Source organism: Psychrobacter urativorans, from assembly GCF_904846695.1.
In the GTDB taxonomy this organism is placed as follows: Bacteria; Pseudomonadota; Gammaproteobacteria; order Pseudomonadales; family Moraxellaceae; genus Psychrobacter; species Psychrobacter urativorans.
Map to the genome: position 1 here is coordinate 118194 of NZ_CAJHBR010000003.1, position 19509 is coordinate 137702.

The 19509-nt window shown below is 42.4% G+C and carries 18 protein-coding genes and 1 other RNA gene; 11 read left to right on the plus strand and 8 right to left on the minus strand.

The window, feature by feature from the left end; genetic code table 11:
• The first annotated feature begins 89 nt into the window (after window positions 1–89).
• From JMY09_RS03780 to JMY09_RS03800, 5 genes are all read left to right on the plus strand, one after another.
• A complete protein-coding gene (locus JMY09_RS03780; RefSeq protein ID WP_227677150.1) occupies window positions 90–1076 on the plus strand; it encodes an RDD family protein in 987 nt (328 codons plus the stop codon).
• A 335-nt stretch (window positions 1077–1411) separates the two neighbouring features.
• Window positions 1412–1813, plus strand: a complete 402-nt coding sequence (rpsF, locus tag JMY09_RS03785) for a 30S ribosomal protein S6 (protein ID WP_201622258.1) — start codon at window positions 1412–1414, stop codon at window positions 1811–1813.
• 16 nt (window positions 1814–1829) lie between these two features.
• Window positions 1830–2060 carry a 30S ribosomal protein S18 gene (gene rpsR, locus JMY09_RS03790; protein ID WP_010198808.1) on the plus strand — a complete coding sequence of 77 codons (231 nt, stop codon included), beginning with the start codon at window positions 1830–1832 and terminating at the stop codon, window positions 2058–2060.
• 20 nt (window positions 2061–2080) lie between these two features.
• On the plus strand, window positions 2081–2590 hold the full coding sequence (gene rplI, locus JMY09_RS03795) for a 50S ribosomal protein L9 (RefSeq protein ID WP_201622259.1): 510 nt from the start codon (window positions 2081–2083) through the stop codon (window positions 2588–2590).
• A gap of 237 nt (window positions 2591–2827) precedes the next feature.
• Entirely contained in the window at window positions 2828–4135 is a 1308-nt protein-coding gene (locus tag JMY09_RS03800; protein WP_201622260.1) for a questin oxidase family protein, read from the plus strand.
• A gap of 103 nt (window positions 4136–4238) precedes the next feature.
• On the opposite strand, the gene JMY09_RS03805 is transcribed toward JMY09_RS03800, so the two are convergent.
• Both JMY09_RS03805 and JMY09_RS03810 read right to left on the minus strand, forming a co-directional pair.
• A complete protein-coding gene (locus JMY09_RS03805) occupies window positions 4239–4715 on the minus strand; it encodes a nucleoside deaminase (protein ID WP_201622261.1) in 477 nt (158 codons plus the stop codon).
• Between the two features lie 214 nt (window positions 4716–4929).
• Entirely contained in the window at window positions 4930–6309 is a 1380-nt protein-coding gene (locus JMY09_RS03810) for an aminotransferase-like domain-containing protein (protein ID WP_201622262.1), read from the minus strand.
• Window positions 6310–6557: 248 nt separating this feature from the next.
• Here JMY09_RS03810 and JMY09_RS03815 point away from each other — a divergent pair, with 248 nt between their 5' ends.
• Complete coding sequence (locus JMY09_RS03815; RefSeq protein WP_201622263.1) at window positions 6558–7421, plus strand: DMT family transporter; 864 nt, start codon at window positions 6558–6560, stop codon at window positions 7419–7421.
• 20 nt (window positions 7422–7441) lie between these two features.
• On the opposite strand, the gene JMY09_RS03820 is transcribed toward JMY09_RS03815, so the two are convergent.
• Complete coding sequence (locus tag JMY09_RS03820) at window positions 7442–8077, minus strand: FMN-binding negative transcriptional regulator (RefSeq protein WP_201622264.1); 636 nt, start codon at window positions 8075–8077, stop codon at window positions 7442–7444.
• Between the two features lie 154 nt (window positions 8078–8231).
• On the opposite strand from JMY09_RS03820, the gene JMY09_RS03825 reads away from it, so the two are divergent.
• Window positions 8232–9638, plus strand: a complete 1407-nt coding sequence (locus tag JMY09_RS03825) for an aminotransferase-like domain-containing protein (RefSeq protein ID WP_201622265.1) — start codon at window positions 8232–8234, stop codon at window positions 9636–9638.
• Between the two features lie 102 nt (window positions 9639–9740).
• On the opposite strand, the gene ssrA is transcribed toward JMY09_RS03825, so the two are convergent.
• Both ssrA and JMY09_RS03835 read right to left on the minus strand, forming a co-directional pair.
• Window positions 9741–10099: a transfer-messenger RNA gene (gene ssrA, locus JMY09_RS03830) on the minus strand.
• Between the two features lie 194 nt (window positions 10100–10293).
• Window positions 10294–10965 carry an alpha/beta hydrolase gene (locus JMY09_RS03835; RefSeq protein ID WP_201622266.1) on the minus strand — a complete coding sequence of 224 codons (672 nt, stop codon included), beginning with the start codon at window positions 10963–10965 and terminating at the stop codon, window positions 10294–10296.
• A 289-nt stretch (window positions 10966–11254) separates the two neighbouring features.
• On the opposite strand from JMY09_RS03835, the gene JMY09_RS03840 reads away from it, so the two are divergent.
• The 3 genes from JMY09_RS03840 (at window position 11255) to JMY09_RS03850 (ending at window position 14447) form a co-directional block, all read left to right on the plus strand.
• A complete protein-coding gene (locus JMY09_RS03840) occupies window positions 11255–12055 on the plus strand; it encodes a response regulator (protein ID WP_201622267.1) in 801 nt (266 codons plus the stop codon).
• Window positions 12055–13899 (plus strand): two-component system sensor histidine kinase CreC, encoded by a 1845-nt coding sequence (creC, locus tag JMY09_RS03845; protein ID WP_201622268.1) that lies wholly within the window; start codon window positions 12055–12057, stop codon window positions 13897–13899. Before JMY09_RS03840 ends, creC begins: the two co-directional genes overlap by 1 nt.
• A 347-nt stretch (window positions 13900–14246) precedes the next feature.
• Window positions 14247–14447 carry a hypothetical protein gene (locus JMY09_RS03850; RefSeq protein ID WP_201622269.1) on the plus strand — a complete coding sequence of 67 codons (201 nt, stop codon included), beginning with the start codon at window positions 14247–14249 and terminating at the stop codon, window positions 14445–14447.
• Window positions 14448–14608: 161 nt separating this feature from the next.
• Here the strand turns inward: JMY09_RS03850 and aroC are convergent, their stop codons facing one another.
• Complete coding sequence (gene aroC, locus JMY09_RS03855; RefSeq protein WP_201622270.1) at window positions 14609–15712, minus strand: chorismate synthase; 1104 nt, start codon at window positions 15710–15712, stop codon at window positions 14609–14611.
• Window positions 15713–15918: 206 nt separating this feature from the next.
• Entirely contained in the window at window positions 15919–17064 is a 1146-nt protein-coding gene (prmB, locus tag JMY09_RS03860; RefSeq protein WP_201622271.1) for a 50S ribosomal protein L3 N(5)-glutamine methyltransferase, read from the minus strand.
• Window positions 17065–17576: 512 nt separating this feature from the next.
• Between prmB and JMY09_RS03865 the strand changes: the two genes are divergently transcribed.
• Window positions 17577–18983, plus strand: a complete 1407-nt coding sequence (locus JMY09_RS03865; protein ID WP_201622272.1) for a L,D-transpeptidase family protein — start codon at window positions 17577–17579, stop codon at window positions 18981–18983.
• A gap of 276 nt (window positions 18984–19259) precedes the next feature.
• Here JMY09_RS03865 and JMY09_RS03870 read toward each other — a convergent pair whose 3' ends face one another.
• Window positions 19260–19481, minus strand: a complete 222-nt coding sequence (locus JMY09_RS03870) for a hypothetical protein (protein ID WP_201622273.1) — start codon at window positions 19479–19481, stop codon at window positions 19260–19262.
• Between the last annotated feature and the right edge of the window lie 28 nt (window positions 19482–19509).

Below are 19509 nucleotides of genomic sequence, written 5' to 3' on the forward strand. Positions count from 1 at the left end.
TCAGTTATAGTGATATCATCATTTTACTTGTGAATAGTAAATACGCCCTAATATAATAAAATAAGATATGACTAACTATACAGGCAATTATGCAGATTTTCCTTGCTCGAAATAATGTCCAGGCCGGTCCTTATACCTTAGATCAGCTCAATATCATGCTGACCTCTGGTGAGGTAACGCTTGATGATTTGGTGTGGCATGAAGGCTTAGATAAGTGGCAGCGTATTGGTGATTTAACGGGCAATCAACACACCTATCGCCCTACTAATACTGCGTCCACTACTACAGTCGTTGCCAATGATTCTATTATTAATAATGTCACTGTATTCCCAGAAGACTCTGAAACTAATGCTCTCTCAAAGAGCCCGGATGGCAAAAAAGTATCCATAGATAGACTTTATGGTAAGCCTGAGTCAAAGCCGAATACTAAAGTGGATATGACCAGCAATCGCCAGCATACTCCTGGTAATATGTCATTGAAAAAGCCTAACGCTGTCAAAAACGCTACAGCGAAAGACGTGGTAGTCGGTGATGTCATACTAGCGCCTATTATGTCGCGAATATTGGCTACAGCGATAAATGCTTTGATGTATCTGTTGGCAATATTTCCCTTAGTATTGGCCTTGAGCAAGATGAATGTAGATTATACTAAGTTTCAAAACATTCAAAATATGGACGCCGCTTATCAGTATTCTTTGACCCTAATGGAAGCTATTCCTAGTGGGACTTTGATGATGTCGCAGGTATTAGTATTTGGCTTGTTCGCTCTACAGCTGATATTTATTACTTTACGGGGTCAATCATTAGGTAAGGTTATTACTGGTATTCGAGTAGTGGATCAGACCACACACCGCTTGCCTTCTTTTATTAAGCTCATCGGTACTCGGACCTTGATGCTGTTTATTATTTATAACTTGTTATTCTCTTTTACTAGTTTTTTGGGATTTGTGGTTATTGCTATTCATTACTACATGGCCTCAAGAAGCCCAGAGAATATCGGTTGGCATGATAAACTAGCCAAAACCTTAGTAGTCAAAGCTGATAATAGCCAGTTAGTTAAACACCCTAAGAGATAGTTTAAAACAGTTTATAGGTCAACAGCTTTCATAGTTTAAGAGATAGCAAAAAGCAGCGCCTAGTCGTTGCTTTTTTATGGTCAGTAGCTTAGTTTGCTTCTAGCCGTATTATCTTAAATAAATACTATTTATATATATTTAATAGTAGCTGCTTATTAAGCTTTGTATTAATAGCCAGTTACTGTTATAATACGGCGCTTTATATACTAAGCTTATTTGTTACTTTTTTTAGCTGATTTTTATTTTTTAGCTGATTTTTTTGATATTAGGTTTACTTTATAAATCTCCTTGCTATTAACATAGGGTTGATAGCTACTAATCCGTAAGGAGTCCAAATGCGACATTACGAAGTGGTGTTAATTGTACACCCAGACCAAAGCGACCAAGTGGTCGGCATGGTTGAACGCTATATCAAGTTGGTTCAAGACAACAATGGCGTTATCCATCGTTTAGAAGATTGGGGCCGTCGTCAACTGGCTTACCCAATCAACAAGATTCACAAAGCTCATTATGTCCTTTTCAATATCGAAACTGACGGTGATACTTTAGCTGAACTTGAAGAATTGTTCCGTTATAACGACGCGATCATTCGTAGTCTAGTTATGCGCCGTGACGAAGCTGTCACTGAAGAGTCGCAGTTAGCCAAGAATGCCGATGAAAAACGCGCACGCAAAGCTACTACTCGTCGTCCAGATCGTGATGATAATGACGACAACGACAACAACAGTGATGACTAATTAAAGGAGAATACTCATGGCACGTTTCTATCGCCGTCGCAAATTCTGCCGTTTCACTGCTGAAGGCATCACTCACATCGATTATAAAGATGTTGAATTGCTAAAACAGTATATCAGTGATAATGGCAAAATCGTACCAAGTCGTATTACTGGTACTTCTACTAAATATCAGCGTCAGCTAGCTACTGCTATCAAGCAGGCTCGCTATCTGTCTCTATTACCATACACTGATAACCATCAGGGTTAACCGTTAACTAGGAATGACTCATGCAAATTATTTTGTTACAGCGTATCGTCAACCTTGGTAGACTCGGTGAAACTGTCGATGTAAAACCAGGTTACGGACGTAACTTTCTTATCCCTCATGGCAAAGCTTTGCCTGCGACTAAAGTTAACATTGAAAAGTTCGAAGCACGTCGTGCTGAGCTTGAAGCTGAAGAAGCAAAAGAAGTCAGCGTAGCTCAAGAACGTGCTGATGCCTTGACTGATGTTAATGTTATCATGCGTGCAAAATCAGGCGACGAAGGTAAACTATTTGGCTCTATCGGTACTCGCGATATCGCTGAAGCGTTAACCAACTCTGGCCTAGAAGTTGACCGTGCTGAAATCAAACTTCCAGAAGGTACTTTGCGTCAAGTGGGTGAATATAGTGTTGATATTCAACTACATCATGACGTTACTGCTACTATCTTAGTTACTATCCTATCTGAAGATGGCGATGACGAAGATCTAGAAGAAGATGCAGCAGACGAAAGCGAAGACTATTCTGAAGAGTAATCTTTAGCATAGCTAGTTTAAGTCTAAAAAAAGCCAGTAACTTTACGTTGCTGGCTTTTTTTATGCAGCAGATTTACTATGGTTAGGCTACTTATTATAGATCATTGCTGATTGCTGATTTCTGATTGCTGATTTAATGGGCTATTGCCTATTAGGGGATATTTTAAATTTGCATAACGGTTTATAAGTTCATCTACTCGGCTAGCGCTATCGATTTATCAGCAAATAGGAGTTCTTATGACCTTTTATTCAACGCCTCATTATTCTGAACATTTACAGGGGTGGCTTAAGCGTGGTCGAAACTGGCACATTGAGTATGGAGGTTATCTATCTAATCACCTCACTCATAATTGGATAGCTCTAGATGCTGCTGGCGCGGGCTATGAAAAAATGCAGTGGTGGGAACAAGTTTATACTAATAAAGCGACTAATAGCTCAAGCAACAACACCCCTATCAACCCTGCAACAGAGCTGTCAATGCTAGAGGCTCCTCGTAATAACCCGATAGACTATACACAAATAACAGACGTCAACTGGCTCAATAACTTGCAATCCACCCATATTGGCTTTGAGTCGTATCGAGACTTTTTCGATGCAAAAATAGTAGAGCTAGGCTTAAGCGCTTGTCTTAAACGCTACTACCCTACTTTGTCTGAAGGCCTAGCAGGAGCAGCGCTACATCCAGTCATCCATACAGGCTGGGCAGTCGATGTAGAGTGTAATGATATGGCCGCCGAAGGACTAGCTTATATGGCCACAGCCTTTCAGCCATTAGCAACTGGCGCAAACCATAGTAACTATCAACCTTGTCAGCTATGGTCACCTGATGCGCCAAATATACTCGAAGCACTTAAGCAAATTCTAACTGATGATAGAACTGTTAAGCTGACGGAACAAGCTTATATATTAAGTAAAACTGAAGATTATAAAAAGTTAAATAGAGGTAAATTTCAGCAGCGCTTGATTACTTTTGACAACCCTGATGAACCTATGGCACAGTTTCTTAACAACATGGTGACACTAAGGTTACCTGAGATTGGTGAAGATTTAACGGCTTCTATTGAAGTGCTAACAGTTATTGCAGCGGCTACGGTGTACGCTAGCGATAATGAGTTCTTTATCGTACATGGATTAACCAGCCTACATGCAGTATTGTGCGTGCTGCCACATCTCGATGACCATGCACAGCGTAATGCTTTGGGATATTGGTTTAGAGCGCTAGTAGCCGTCGTTATCGTTCAAGGCAGTCCTAGCGTGACAGATACTATTATAATGTTGGAACAATGGAATGCTCGTAAAGAAAAGGGAAAGACTAGCGGTTACCAATTAAATGAAGAACTAAAGACGTGGTGGCTACAAATCTTGCAATCAACTACCGAGAGTCTAGATGAGCATGTACCAAAGACAGTATATGTATTGAAACGATGGGCGGAATGGCAAACGTTTTCGAAAGCTTCACATGATATATTTGCAAAAGCTGCGCGTCATATCACCACCCCTAATAAAAGCGGCGGACTTGAAGATAATCTTTGGTTTGGTCGGTAAGTTTTGATCCTATTTATGTCAACTCATTATAAGATGAAACAGCCAAAAAATAAGCCAGTAACTTTGAGTTATTGGCTTACTTTTTTATTTAGCGATCTGCTATTTATGCTTTATTTTTCTTATCATATGCCTCAAAGGCTTCTTTGCTTTTTGCATCTGGGCAATATACGACTTCGACACCTTGCTGACCAAAGTCTTTTTTGAGTTTATCATATAAAGTCTCTGTGCCCCATCCATAAGCATCACCAAGATCATCATCTGCTGCAAACACTATCCGTGCTATCTTTACATTCAGCATAGCAGCCATACACATAGCGCAAGGCTTACCACTTGCATACATAGTAAACCCAGAATCTTGAGCTAAGCTCAACGCTTTGCCAGCCTGACGAATGGCTTGCATTTCTGCATGTGCCGTAGGATCATAATCGATATAAGCCTCATTGACCGCTTCTGTGATAACTTCTTCGCCTTTGGTCAGAACAGCGCCAAAAGGTTCGCCGCCTTTATCTACGTTTTCAATAGCAAGCTCAACAGATCTTGTTATCATCTGTCTATCAAAGTCAGTTAATTGATTTTTCATTATTTTGTCCTTTATATTTTAGGTAAAACAAAAACGCTAGCCATGATTATCGCTACTAGCTTATAAATACGCTTAAAAAGCCTTAATTATTTAGTGAACTAAGTTGTTATTGGACTACTTTTTGTTAGTTTGCTCAAAGATAACTAAGCTTCTCTGCCGTTCCAGCAGGCATAGAGTATTGCCATCCCTATGTCAATTGTCAAGCCAACCGAATTCAATTCAAAGCCCCAGCTAATACTTCATAAATTCTCGCATTAGACGCTTGCGCCACATTGAACCGCATAAAATTCTGCGCATTCTGTGCTTGGCTAAAAGCATTACCCGGCGCTAATACTACCCCTTGCGCTAAGCAGTGAGTTGCCAATTCAGCCGCACTGTTATCATCCGGTAATTGACACCATAAGAACATACCTGCCTGCGGTACTAGCCATGGTACGATGCCCAATTTGGCCAGTCTTGGCACTGTCTGCGCACGAGCTTTTGCTAAGCGGGTATGAACCGTATTGATATGCTTACGATAGCCACTATCAGTCAAAGCTGACAGCACGACCGCCGCTGCTAACTGACTACCACCAAAGCCAGTAGCTATCTTTAGATCCAATAAGCTCTCGACCCACTCTTTCGGTGCTGCAATATAGCCACAGCGCAATGACGCCGATAAAGTTTTAGAGAAGCTGCCGATATAGAACACTTGTGATAAACCATCCAATGCTGCCAATCGTGGCGCTGGTGTAGTCTCAAAATCAGCAAAGATATCATCTTCAACGAGGTATAGACCCGCTGCTTGCGCTAGTTGTAAAACTTGGTAAGCAGTGGCTGGTGATAAAGTCGCCCCTGTAGGATTATGAATAGCTGCGTTAGTTATATATAGCCGTGGTTTATGCTCTGCTAATATCGTCGCAAAAGCAGCTACGTCTGGGCCAGTCGCTGTGTATGGCACCCCGACTACTTTTACCCGATGGGCTTTAAGTAGCGCATGAAAGTTAAAGTAACAAGGATCATCAACGACTACCGTATCGCCAGGCGTTAATAAGAAGCGAAAGATTAAGTCTATCGCTTGCGTACCAGAATCGGTCAATATCACTTGCGAAGGCTCTGCCTCGATACCTAAGCCCGCCATACGTCTAGTCAGTAATTGACGTAACTCCAATAAACCTAAAGGCGTGGCATACTCGCTCATTACCTTAGCATCAGCTCGCGCTACAGTCTTTAATCCACGACGCATACCTTGCTCATATAACCAGTCCGGCGGTAACCAACCACAGCCTGGCTTTAAGATATCGTCAGCAGGTTCAAGCGCCTGCCGTGATATCCATAATGGATCTACCGCCCGATCAAGATTAGGTCCGATATCCGCTAGCGACAAGGGCGCTATAGAGTCAGCGACATAAAAACCAGCGCCAGGACGCGAGTATATTATCCCTTGCGTTTGCAGACGCTCATAAGCTTCTACTACTGTCGAAGCTGAGAAGCCATTAGTCTTAGCAGCGGCACGCACAGAGGGCAGGCGTGTACCCGGCATATAGATCACTGTGGCTATTTTTTCTTTGACTTCAGCCATCACGATTTCGATTCTTGTTAACTCAGCTTTCATATTTTACTCATCTTAATAGCCGCTACCTTTTAGCTTATAAGCTTGTCATCAGCTTTGTTGCCTGTCGTAGACTGGTGCTAAAAATAATATAAAAATCAGCTTTAAAACCGCCCTGTATGGGTTAAACATACCAAACAGTTCTGCTTAATTGTACTGGATTGTATATAGATAACCTACCCCGCTTTTGTTTTAATCATCCTCTTAGACTCAAGCTCAAACCCAAAATCAAATACAGGATGATATTTATAATGAAAAACAGCGCTCAAGGCTGGCTTAGTGGCTTTATTGGGGTAGTTATTTTTGCCGGCTCCCTACCAGCAACCCGTTTAGCGGTCATGGGACTCGACCCTGTATTTCTTACGAGCGCCAGAGCCGCTATTGCCGCCTTACTCGGTGGCGCATTCTTGCTACTACTCAAACAGCCTATGCCTACTAAAGCTGATCTCCCTAGCTTAGCTATCGTTACTTTTGGCGTAGTCATCGGCTTCCCCTTACTCAGCGCCTTAGCATTGCAGTACGTTACCTCAGCACACGCTATCGTATTCTTAGGAGTTTTGCCGCTGTTTACAGCTATATTTGCAGTTTGGCGTGGCGGTGAACGTCCCCCATTATTATTTTGGCTATTTGCATTGTTAGGTAGCTCATTTATAGCAGGGTATGCGGCAATAAGCAGTGCTCATAGCTCGTTGTTAGGAGGCTTACTGATGCTAGGCGCTGTGATAGTCTGCGGCTTAGGTTATGCTGAAGGCGCACGTCTATCTAGAACACTTGGTGGCTGGCAAGTGATTAGCTGGGCCTTGGTTTTATCGTTACCTATTATGCTCCCTATTATCTGCTTAACTTGGCCTGACTCTTTAGCAGAAGTCAGCGTTACTGCTTGGGTTGGCCTAATGTATGTTTCGATATTTAGTATGTTTATCGGCTTTGTTTTTTGGTATCGAGGCTTAGCCTTGGGCGGTATTGCGGCGGTCGGTCAACTACAGCTGTTACAACCTTTTATGGGGCTAATGCTCGCCGCATTACTCCTACATGAGACCGTCAATACAGGTATGCTGATAAGTACTTTAGGCGCTATCGTTTGTGTGATTGGCGCAAAGCGATATGCGGTATAAAGTTATGATTAACATAGCTTTTAACTCACGCTAGCAACTAACGCTGCCATCTCATCCGCCCTTAAAGTTTTAAGCTGTTTAAGAGCTAGAACCACACCAGCTTGATTTTCAGTAGTTTTATTCTGACTCAGCTTAAACTGCGCTTGAACATTGGTGATATCAACACGAATACCAACGATGGCGCGGCACATAGCTTGAATGTACTCTACGGGTGCATCATTAAGCGACCATGGCTTCGGTTGATTGGCTTCAAAATCAGCGGTTTGTTTTGATAATATCTCAATAAGCGCCTCTGGTTCAGTTAATACGCTGACATTACCGGTAATATGTACGCTGTGATAATTCCACGTCGGTACTTCTTTGTGGGTCGCCGCTTTACTCGGGTACCAGCTTGGACTAATGTAATGGCCCGCACCTTGAAAGACAACCAACCACGGCGCGCTAAGATTAGCAATATCATTTAGCGCATTTACCTTAGCAATATGACCATATAAACAACCAAACTCACTGCCATCATCTTGCCAATACATCGGAATATGACATGCCTCTAACCCTATAGCTGTTTGCGCAATAATGGTCGCTTGCGGATGAGTTTTGATAAAAGCAGTTATTGTAACGAGGTTTTCTTCCTTAAAAGCTCTAGGGGTAAACATCATGGCTCCAAGTCATTGTGTTATATACGGAGTAATAATACGACTTCACTACATAACCGTACCGATGCATTTTTTAAAATTCTCAGCAAAGTGTATAGTTGCATAGCCCTTAACAATTATGGGCATAATATGTGAACTCTAATAAGCCGGCCACGTTATGAATGATACTTACACTCTCAATCCTAATATTAGTAAAACAGCAGCGGTAGTCGAGTGGATTCAACAACGTATCGATAGGCAGATTTATCAGCCTTATCAACGCGTGCCCTCGGTGCGTAAGTTAACAACAATGTTGGATGTTTCGAGCTTTACAGTGACCCAAGCTTATGAGCAATTAGTCGCGACCAATGTACTAGTAGCAAAACCAAATTCAGGTTATTACGTTTTACCTCAAATTACTCAACATAGAAATATAGAGGTTTTGGTTAAAGAGCCTATGGTTGATACCAACTGGCTTGTACAGCAGATGTTTAATGACATTCCCGATTATCGCGCCCCAGGGTCAGGTGAGTTGCCCGTTGAGTGGGTTAAGAACGATAGGATGCAGTGGGCAGTTAGACAGGTCAACCAAGATATTGACAGCTTTATTTATAACTATGGTGAGACGCAAGGCTATTTACCTTTACGTGAGCAATTGACTCAGTATTTAGATTTGCTAGGTATTCATACTAGCGTTGATAATATTGTTACCACAACGGGCGTGTCACAGGCTATCTTAACCGTTACCCAACTGCTTTTAGAAGCAGGAGATACGGTTGTAGTAGATAGTCCAGGCTGGTATTGGACATCCAGCACTTTGCAACAACAAGGCTATCAGGTTGTATCGGTTGCCCGCGATCATCAAGGTCCGAACATTGAACAAATGAAACAGGTTTTGGAACAATATCGTCCCAAGTTATATATCACTAACAGCGTACTACACAATCCAACGTCTTATAATTTGCATCCTGCCCGCGCCCATCAAGTCTTAAACTTAATGCATGAATACGATACTTATATATTTGAAGATGACTTATATGCCGCCTTTTTAGCTGATGATAAGCCGCTTCGATACGCCAATATAGACCAGTTTGAACGGGTGTTTTATGCTACTGGTTTTTCAAAGTCGATGGCATCAGGCTGGCGTATAGGCATGTTAGTGAGTCCTGATAATTTTATCAATCAAGTGCTCAAGCTTAAGACCCTTAGTAATATGACCTCACCAGAGTTTGGTGAGCGTGTGATTCATAAACTATGGACGCAAGGAGAATATCGGCGTCAGTTAAGAAAAGTTCAGCAAAAACTTTACCTCGCTCATCAACATATGCGTGAAGCACTGTCAATAATAGGTCTATCTTACCCTGAACATACCCATCCTGGTATTTTCGTTTGGCTTGACACTGGAGCGGATTCTGGAAAGCTTGCAATGGACGCTTATAAGGATGGTTGGCTAGTCGCGCCTGGTCAGCTATTCAATCCAAGAGCGCAGGCATCAACGTATATGCGGTTGAACGTGGCAACGACTAGTGATGAGTTCTTAGAATGGCTAGGTAATTATTTAATAGTAAATTCTACTCATATTTAATTAACCAATCTCAAACAGTAAACATATTAATGTACATGACACAAGTTTTCCACACCCATAAAAAAACCAGCCCCCTAAGTGACTGGTTTTTCTATTAATATTTGGTGGAGATGGCGGGAGTTGAACCCGCGTCCGCCAGCATTACGCTCATGAATCTACATGTTTAGTTTCTGTCTTTAATTTTAGTCTGCACCGATCCGACAGTCAGGATGGATTAGCCGAGTCTCTACTTTTGAACCCAAAGGATTGAGACAATCCCTTGTGGCGATCCTACATGCGGACGCTTCAACTTAGTTGACCAACTGTAGGTGATCAGCAACCAAGTAAACAGGGTTTAAGCTGCTAGAGCGTAATTTTCGTCGTTTGCGACTATAACAATATATGTTGGATTAACGAGAGGACATATACTCTCGACATGCATCATTGAGTTTCATCACCAGCGTCGAAGCCAGAACATCCCCAATAGAAGAGCGTATTATATAGTAAGTCACTATCCTATTTCAATCGATAACTGACAATATTACATCACGTTACATCTACTGCTGTTTAGACTTGCTTGCCAAGCTGACTTGATAGCGTTGACTAACCTAGCAGACTAATAGCTTTATTGGTTATAACTTACTTTATAGTATTAGCTCACTGTATGTAGCTTACTCTATAAAAGTATCTTATTTAACCAAACACCAATGCCCTGAATCTGTGGCATGCATACTTGATGGGCCATAGGATAAGTACGGTAGTCGACATTATAGCCTTTAGCGGCTAAGGTTTTGGAGGCCTGCTCACCTAGCGATACTGGCACTACTGGATCATGAGTACCATGCTCGATCAATATCGGCAGCTCTTTATTGGCTGCACTGTAATCAATAGTATCATTGGTGGCCAAATAAGTAGATAAGCACAACAAGCCAGCCAAAGGCTTAGGATAGCTCAGCGCTAAATGATAAGCTACTGCCCCACCTTGCGAAAACCCAGCAATAACGATATTTTCAGCAGATATCCCACGCTCTATCTCACGGCTAATGAGATCTTGAATATACTGAGTCGACTGCTCGATTTGTGCCACATCTACTTTGCGATCCAAACTCATCTCAAATATATCGTACCATGACGGCATGATCATGCCACCGTTGATAGTAACAGGACGCTTAGGAGCATGCGGAAATACAAAGCGCACAGCCATGTCATCGTTCAAGCCCAATTGCGGTACTACCGGCTCAAAGTCATGGCCACTAGCACCCAAACCATGTAACCAAATAACAGCGCAATCTATCTGCTTTTGGGCGGGATTGTGCTCAACTATGACACACTCTAAATAGTTACTCATAAAACATCCTTTAATTATATAAAATTATCCATCAATTTTTCACAACTTTTGGTGGCTAAGCAAACAATACTGAACGGCTTTTATGCTACGATAATTTAAAGCGCTTAAAGCCACTAACAGCTCACTGCTAAAGCAATTAGCAATTTATGGCCATTTAGCCATTAGCGTTTTATGATGCTTTATCCTCAGTTTTCAATGTCTATTGTTAAATGGCTTTTTTTAACTGACTGTTGTTGCCAGTATATTTTAAATATCCATCCACTAACGTCTTAACGACTAAGTAGCGCTCATGACTCATATTTTATTGGTAGAAGACGATCCAGCTATCGCTATGTCATTAAAAGTCACTTGCAAACGTGAAGGCTGGCAAATCACTTGGTTAGACAATGCTAGTAGCGTATTGCCCATGCTACATACTGCTGAGGCGCAAGATCTATCGGCAATAATACTCGATGTTGGTCTACCAGATGGTGATGGCTTGAGCCTCTGTCAACAGATTCGCCACGCTCCTGATATTCACCAGTTAAAAGACACGCCTATCATTTTCTTGACCGCTCGTAGTGATGAGGTCGATCGTATCTTGGGCTTAGAGATGGGCGGTGATGACTATTGTGCCAAGCCCTTTAGTCCCCGAGAGTTAGTAGCTCGACTCAAAGCTATTTGGCGTCGGGAGCAGCTACTTACCCAGCAGTCTGCCAAGCAACAGAATGCCTCTGTAAGCTCGCTCGATTATAACTCAAGTCAGACTGTTAATAGCAATACTACCACTGCAGCACAAGCGCTAACTTTTGAGTGCCTAGCAGGTATTTGGTACTATCAGCCGCTTAATTATTCGCTGACATGGCAGCAACGAAAGCTGGAGCTTAGCAATACCGAACGTAAAATCTTATTGACCTTATTACAAGCACCCAATCAGGTCTTTAGTCGTGAACAACTCTTAAATGCCGTTAGTGACTATCCCGACCACCGTTTGGCGCGGACTATTGATAGCCATATCAAGTCTATTCGCAAACAGCTGGCTACTATTCGCCCAGACATTGATGTCATCCATACCCATCGCGGCTTGGGTTATGCGTTGTGCCCTGCGTAATGGCTGACGATAATCAACACCCTCATAGCCCTACTAACTCGCAGTTGAACCAGAGCAACTGGTACGCCAAACTGCATCCGATAGGTAGTACCCAGCAGCAAGATGCGCCCCCTAAGCGCTTGCTCAACTTGAGCATATTTTTTCGGATTTGGCTGGCGGTAGCGCTAGTGCTTATCATCTGCGGTATCGTAGTATTTACTCAGCTGTTCGGTCACGTCAAACCTACCGCCCAACAAGTCATTGAAGATACTTTATTAGATACTAGTAAGCTGATGGCGGCCAATCTACGCCTGCCGTTGCAGTCCGGACAGCTCTATACTGACGTTTATCAAAGCCAGCTCGATAGTGCTTTTGCCAGCACGCCAGCGACAGCTAAAGCGCTGAACACTGATAGCAGCGTGGCTAACCAGGGCGCTAATTATCAGCAGCAACCTGCCTATCGACGAAAAAAATTCAGTAGCTTTCGCATTTATGTCACTGATAGTGCTGGTAAAGTCATTTATGACTCCTTGCCCGCAGCTACTAATGCTGAAGGACAGGATTTTAGCCAATGGAATGATGTGTATTTGACCTTGCGTGGACTATATGGCGCTAGAAGTACTTCTGATACTTATAGTGGACCTGATAGCTCCATTATGTATGTAGCGCAACCTATCAAAGATGCTACAGGCCAGATTATCGGGGTCGTAAGTGTCGGCAAGCCTGTCGCCAGCGTGCTGCCCTATTTGGACCATACTCGGCGACAGATGCTGATTACTATGCTCATCATTAGCCTAGCGGCGCTGATCTTAGCCGGACTAGTCGCTTGGTGGCTAAAACAAAGTATCACTTTAGTCACTCAATATACTAGTGCCTTAGCAGAACAAACAAAAAAGCCTTATTTCTATCTAGGCCATGAGCTCAACAGTTTGACTGACACTATCGAGACCATGAAGCATCGACTAGAGAATCGAGCTTATGTCAGCGACTACGTGCATACCCTGACTCATGAGCTTAAGAGTCCGCTGACCGCCATCCGTGCCAGTAGCGAATTGCTAGAAGACGACTTGCTTGATGCTGAGGATAGGCAGTTATTGAATGAAACTATCGGTGAGCAGAGTATCAAGATGCAGCAGCTGATTGATCGGCTGTTATTATTGGCGAAAGTTGAGCAGCCCAGTTTTAGATTAAACCGTCAGCCTATAGCTTTACTACCGCTACTCAATAGCCTTATCAAAAACAGCAGTCCCAAGTTACAACAGCGGCGTTTAGCAGCCATTGAGCTGAAAATAAATCACCAGCAACTAGCAACTATTACTGAAAATAGCGCTGTACAAGCACAACTAACTGCCAAGACTACGGTTTATGCTGACAGTTTTTGGCTACTACAAGCTCTGCAAAACGTGCTGGATAATGCGATTTACTTTGCGAATCATAAAGTTATTTTTGCTATCTATACTAACGCCGAACACACTGTCACTATCACTATCTTCAATGACGGTAAGCTACTGCCAGACTACGCGCTGACTAAAGCTTTCGATCGTTACTTTAGCTTATCTCATCAAAGCATTGCTTATCCCAATACTAGCGATCTAAACCCTGATCAGCCAAACATTGCTCAGCCAAGTAATGCTCAGCCAAGTGATACTCAGCAAAACGATTACCTCCAGAGTATGGCGCAGAACCAAGCTGTAGTGTCTAGCCCTATGCCCAAAAAAGGCACTGGACTGGGGCTAACCTTAGTCAAGCAAGTCATTGAGCATCATGGTGGTACAGTAGCTATTAGCAATACGGCTGCCAACCCTATGCTCAATCAGCTCGCTGGCGTAACCTTTAGCATTACTTTGCCATTAGCTAACAACTAGAACTGAAAGCTAAAAAGCCAATCGAAATAGTAGAGGGTTATTTTCACTTTAAATGACTCTATTGCTATAGTCGATTCACTACAAAATATTAGCTTAACAAATGATGTGCTACTGCGATGAATTTTGTGCAGCCTCTAAGAACTCAGCACGTAAGGAGAATTTATACCATTAGCATACCTTAACGGCTGTCCTGTTTTTATTGAGGATTAACCATAGCAGTCCCCTAAGCTTAGCTACTAATCCATCAAATCTCCATAATGCTTACATCAGTTTTATATCTAGGTATCCTAAAATGGTGTTAACCAACTCATTATTAATAAAACACTTAACTATAGGCCAGTAAGCTCATGAAAAACTCCTCTATCGCCAGTAAATTTACCAGTAATTGCTTAGGCTATAGTCGTCATGACTGTATCCAAGCCTTATTAACTCAAGGTATAGACAGTGTCGACTTTGGTCACTGGTTGGCAATTCCTAGTGAAAAGCTATTACTAGTCTTCAGAAATCAGCACTGTATAGCTATTGATGGCTATCAAGCGCTCGCCTAAGCCCTTCAATCAGTGATAGCTTAAGCGCATTCACAATATCTAGCCGATAAAAAACCCTCTACCTTGTAAGATCAAAGTAAAGGGTTGTTTAAGGATAACTAGCTTCAATAGCGGTTTGACTAGCGCCTAATGCTAACGCCCAATTAACAAGCAATAAAGTCCTAAGTAATTGACGTTACTGGTGGCTCAACATCGGCGTTTTGACCACGGTTACGTAGATAATGATCTAGCAACACGATAGCCAGCATTGCCTCAGCGATAGGCGTTGCACGTACTCCAACGCAAGGATCATGACGACCCTTAGTCAACATATCAACCGCTTCGCCTTGAGTATTGATACTCTTGCCAGCAGTAGTAATACTAGAGGTAGGTTTCAGCGCAATGCTCACACTAATATCTTGTCCTGAAGAAATACCGCCTAGGATACCGCCGGCATGATTGGCAGTAAAGCCGTCTGGCGTCATCTCATCACGTGCCTTGTGACCGAATTGTTCAGCGACTTTCATCCCATCACCAATCTCAACACCTTTCACCGCATTAATACTCATCATCGCATGAGCAATATCAGCATCCAAGCGATCAAATACTGGCTCGCCCAAACCAACTGGCACACCGCTGGCAATAATCTCTAAACGTGCGCCACAACTAGTACCTTCACGGCGTAAGCTGTCTATTAGAGTCTCAAAACGTCCTACTGCCTCTTTATCAGCACAGAAGAACGGATTGCTATTCACAAACTGCCAATCAATAATGCTAGGATCGAGCACTTCGCTACGCTCGTTACCTATTTGAGTCACATGACCACGCACTTCAACACCTAAGCGCACTCGCAAGTATTTTTTGGCGATAGCACCAGCCGCTACCCGCATAGCCGTCTCACGTGCCGATGAGCGTCCGCCACCACGATAGTCGCGAAAGCCGTACTTCATGCTATAAGTATAGTCGGCATGGCCAGGGCGAAAAGTATCTTTGATTTCGCTATAGTCTTTAGATTTTTGATTGGTATTACGAATAAGTAAACCAATAGAAGTACCCGTAGTTAATCCTTCAAATACACCAGAGATAATTTCGACTTCATCAGACTCACGGCGCTGAGTTGAGTATTTAGAAGTACCAGGCTTGCGACGATCTAAATCGATTTGCAAATCCTCCGCACATAACTCAAGACCAGGTGGCACACCATCTACAATGGCCAATAAACCTGCGCCATGCGATTCACCGCAAGTAGTTACACAAAAAAGCTTACCAATACTGTTGCCTGCCATGTCTATCCTTAACAAGTAAAATTTATCTTTAGGTATTAAACTAACTATCGAACCCACTATTAACCCAACTACCGAATCAACTATTAAAATCTTGCTTACTAGTAACGATAGCCGTGCTCATCTAGCATCAATAAGCATCAGATATCAAGTATCGAATGCTCTAATAGTAGAAGGTTCAATACCATCAAATCCTGCCATCATAAATATTAGCTAGCATCATTATTGACATAACGAGCAAACAGTGCACGATGCTCTACTAGCTCATCAAAGGTTATAGCGAACACTCCATGACCACCGTGAGCGAATTTGAGCCAATCGAACTGAATATCAGGATAAGCTTGGCTTAACGCCCACTCACTGTCACCAACTTCGCAAACTAACAACCCTTCAGGGCTCAGATAATCTGCGGCTTCAAACAAGATATGATGAACTAAGTCTAGGCCATCTTGACCAGCAGCAAGAGCTTGTTCAGGCTCATATAAGAACTCAGGCGGTAAGTCAGCCATGATAGCAGCATCGACATAAGGGGGATTGGTGACGATTAGTTCGTATTGATTCTCAGCAGGTATCTTGGCGAACAAATCAGACTCAATCACATTGACTTGATGATTGAGATTATGATGATCAACGTTGACCATAGCGACTTCTAGCGCCCCTTTATCGATATCCACTGCATCCACTAATGCATCGACAAAACGGGTGGCCAAGGCAATAGCGATACAAGCAGAACCAGTACATAAATCTAATATGCGCTCTGGATGTGAGAGCTGCTTCATCTCTAAACCATGCTCATAAAAAGCTGTAGACTGCTCATTGACTGTTGTGCCTAAAGGTTTGGCCAGCTCATTAGCATCAAAATATGGATAGAACTGCTGACGAATCAACTCAGCGATTGGTGAGCGTGGTATCAGAACTCGCTCATCAACATAAAAAGGCAAATCACAGAAATAAGCCAAATTAACCAAATAACTCAATGGCTTACGCTCAGCTATGCGCTCTTCTAACAAGCTCAATACTGTTTGCTTCTCACTAGAGGTCAGACGACAATCTAGAATCTGTTCATTAGCAGACCAGTCCAATGCTAACGAGTGCAATACAATCGCCGCGGCTTCAGCGAATTCGTCTGTTGTTCCTTGGGCTACTACTACATCATAGTTGCGCAGTTGGGTGACAGCAAAGCGAATAAAGTCACGGATGCTAACTAGCTCTTGGCGAGCTTCTTCGAGCTCTGCTGGCAAATTAGCAAACTCATTTTCCTCATCGCTCTGTAAATTATCCAGATTAAAATCATCAACATCAAAGCCATATTGATCTTGAAACTCTTCGGCGCTCATAGTCTGTTCTTCTGGCATATCGTACCTTATTAATTACATGTTGATTGCGTATGGATGACGTGTTCATTGGTGAGGTGGGAGTAGAGTGAATAAACGGCTGAAGTTTTATGGTTTGACCGTGACTAGCTGTGCAAATAACAACTTAGCAAGCAGATAAAAAAGTCTACTAAAAACTATCCCCTATTATAGACGCAAATCAATAGCAGCGCCAATAACTGTAGTCGCTATCTAGTATGATAGTAATTTTAGGCCTTTTTTGCTTTTATGCCCTAGCGAGTAGTCTATTGTTAGCTACTTATAAGTTATTAACAGAAAAATCGTCTCAGCTCCTGTGATTACAAGCTTACTAAAGTAGAGAAATACTGCCAAATTAGGGAAAAACTTGACTCAATTATCACGGTATTGTAGTGAATACGTCAGTTATTGACGTCTAACATTCTATTGCTTTAAAAAGATGTATCAAAAGTTTGCGCAGCGTCTCAATTATGCGCATAATAGTCCCATTAGTAGCAACCTTGTGATCAAATATTATGAAGATAAAGTTAATCGTTACCTCGATGTCAATAGCCGCACTTACCGCTGGTATCAATATCAGCGCTATCGCGGCTCCTACTGATAGCGCTCGCACTTTACCAGTGCGCACGGCAGCGGGTTTGCCGGATATAGCGGTGTTGGCTAGTCTTAAAGTTGAAGAGAACCGTAATCGTTCTATCGATGCCAACTCTACTGCTAGTAAGCCCTCTAAAGCTAAAACCGCTAAGACTACGGATAGCATGGGTAAACTGATTGATAATCAGCGTACTCAAGTAGCACCGAGTGTCAGCGCTGATAATATGAGTGTTGAAGAGCTGACTCGTAAAGATCAGCAGTCTCAAAGCACTGACGACATGAGCGACGGACAAGCGGTTGCTGGCCCTAGCGCCGCCTCACTTGCTTCGGCTGACTCTTCATCTTATGAGCTTGCAGAGAGTCAACCAAGTCTAGACGCTAGTACCGATTCTTCTATCAAGAGTATCGAAGATGTTGATGGCAAAACTCATACTACTTTGAACTTGTCTAGTTATGCTAAACAAGTCAACGGTTCCACTTGGTCGCCGAATATGAACGTCAATTCAGCAATGACGATCAAGATACAAGCATTGTTGGATTGGAATCATGCTTCTCCTGGTCCGATTGATGGCGGCTGGGGCATGAACAGTAAAAAAGCTTTGATCAACTTTCAAAATATGAAGGGCTTGCCAGCGACTGGTAAAATGGATCAAAAAACTTGGGATGCTTTAGTTAAAAACATTCCTGCGAACAAACCAGTATTAGTAACTTATACTTTGACTGATGAAGATCTCAAAACTAACTTTGCCACGACTCCTACTGGATCAGAGGCAAAATCAAAGGTTAAAGGTCTTTATTATCAAGATATAAAAGAGATGCTAGGTGAGCGTTTCCATATGGATGTGCGTTATCTAGATAAGCTTAACAAGAATAAAGCTTATAAAGCTGGGGAAACGATTACGGTATTGAACAATCGTGGGCCACTTAATCAGCGTATTAACCGAGTAGTTGCCAATAAAGCCGATCAAACTTTGTATGCTTATAATGGTGACAAGTTAGTGGCTACCTATCCGACTACTGTTGGTAGTAGTAGCACGCCTTCACCACAAGGCACCTTTAAAATCGTCAATAAAGTCAAAATGCCGTGGTATAAAGCAACTGTTGGCGAGGGTGATCAAAAGAAAGTACATATGCTACCACCAGGACCTAATAATCCAGTAGGCGTAGTATGGATGGGGTTATCTAAACCTTCTTATGGTTTGCATGGCTCTCCTACCCCTGAAGGCATCAGCCGCCAAGCGTCAGCAGGTTGTGTGCGCTTGACCAACTGGGATGTACTTGAGGTTTATGCCAATATCGAAAATGGCGCTACTGTAGTACTACAATAATTGGTTATAGCTTTACAGCAGATTAACTATTATCTCAGCTCAATTAGTAATAAAAAAACAGCTCCTTTTTTGGGAGCTGTTTTTTATTGGAATAATTTCTATTAGTATAGTTAATGACTATGCATATTAGTTGCTCTATTTATTAATAACTATGCGTATTAGTGCTATGTCTCTCGTTCAACATGCCCTAGTTTAACAGGCTCTAGTTCCTCAAACTTCGCTACTATTTAAACTTGTCCCTCTTAAACTTGTCCCTCAAAAGATCGCAGTGAGCGCTTAAGCAATAATGTCTTTATAGCCTTCTTCGTTACCAGTAATACTACCTATTTTTTTAGTGAAATATAGTCCTGCTGGTATAGAGACTAACAGACCTATTGCTACCGCAATTTGAATATGGGGAATTTCATTGAAACCCGTGACTAAAGCGGTAATCATGAATATTCCGACGATAACCGTAGACGCCATAGAGTAGATTACAGAAAATAATGGCCAGTTCATAATTTAATCCTTATTTAAGTTGTGTGTT

Coding starts and splice junctions, on each gene's coding strand:
- JMY09_RS03780 (WP_227677150.1), top strand. CDS start 90: ATGCAGATTTTCCTTGCTCGAAATAATGTCCAGGCCGGTCCTTATACC.
- rpsF (WP_201622258.1), top strand. CDS start 1,412: ATGCGACATTACGAAGTGGTGTTAATTGTACACCCAGACCAAAGCGAC.
- rpsR (WP_010198808.1), top strand. CDS start 1,830: ATGGCACGTTTCTATCGCCGTCGCAAATTCTGCCGTTTCACTGCTGAA.
- rplI (WP_201622259.1), top strand. CDS start 2,081: ATGCAAATTATTTTGTTACAGCGTATCGTCAACCTTGGTAGACTCGGT.
- JMY09_RS03800 (WP_201622260.1), top strand. CDS start 2,828: ATGACCTTTTATTCAACGCCTCATTATTCTGAACATTTACAGGGGTGG.
- JMY09_RS03805 (WP_201622261.1), bottom strand. CDS start 4,715: ATGAAAAATCAATTAACTGACTTTGATAGACAGATGATAACAAGATCT.
- JMY09_RS03810 (WP_201622262.1), bottom strand. CDS start 6,309: ATGAAAGCTGAGTTAACAAGAATCGAAATCGTGATGGCTGAAGTCAAA.
- JMY09_RS03815 (WP_201622263.1), top strand. CDS start 6,558: ATGAAAAACAGCGCTCAAGGCTGGCTTAGTGGCTTTATTGGGGTAGTT.
- JMY09_RS03820 (WP_201622264.1), bottom strand. CDS start 8,077: ATGATGTTTACCCCTAGAGCTTTTAAGGAAGAAAACCTCGTTACAATA.
- JMY09_RS03825 (WP_201622265.1), top strand. CDS start 8,232: ATGAATGATACTTACACTCTCAATCCTAATATTAGTAAAACAGCAGCG.
- JMY09_RS03835 (WP_201622266.1), bottom strand. CDS start 10,965: ATGAGTAACTATTTAGAGTGTGTCATAGTTGAGCACAATCCCGCCCAA.
- JMY09_RS03840 (WP_201622267.1), top strand. CDS start 11,255: ATGACTCATATTTTATTGGTAGAAGACGATCCAGCTATCGCTATGTCA.
- creC (WP_201622268.1), top strand. CDS start 12,055: ATGGCTGACGATAATCAACACCCTCATAGCCCTACTAACTCGCAGTTG.
- JMY09_RS03850 (WP_201622269.1), top strand. CDS start 14,247: ATGAAAAACTCCTCTATCGCCAGTAAATTTACCAGTAATTGCTTAGGC.
- aroC (WP_201622270.1), bottom strand. CDS start 15,712: ATGGCAGGCAACAGTATTGGTAAGCTTTTTTGTGTAACTACTTGCGGT.
- prmB (WP_201622271.1), bottom strand. CDS start 17,064: ATGCCAGAAGAACAGACTATGAGCGCCGAAGAGTTTCAAGATCAATAT.
- JMY09_RS03865 (WP_201622272.1), top strand. CDS start 17,577: ATGAAGATAAAGTTAATCGTTACCTCGATGTCAATAGCCGCACTTACC.
- JMY09_RS03870 (WP_201622273.1), bottom strand. CDS start 19,481: ATGAACTGGCCATTATTTTCTGTAATCTACTCTATGGCGTCTACGGTT.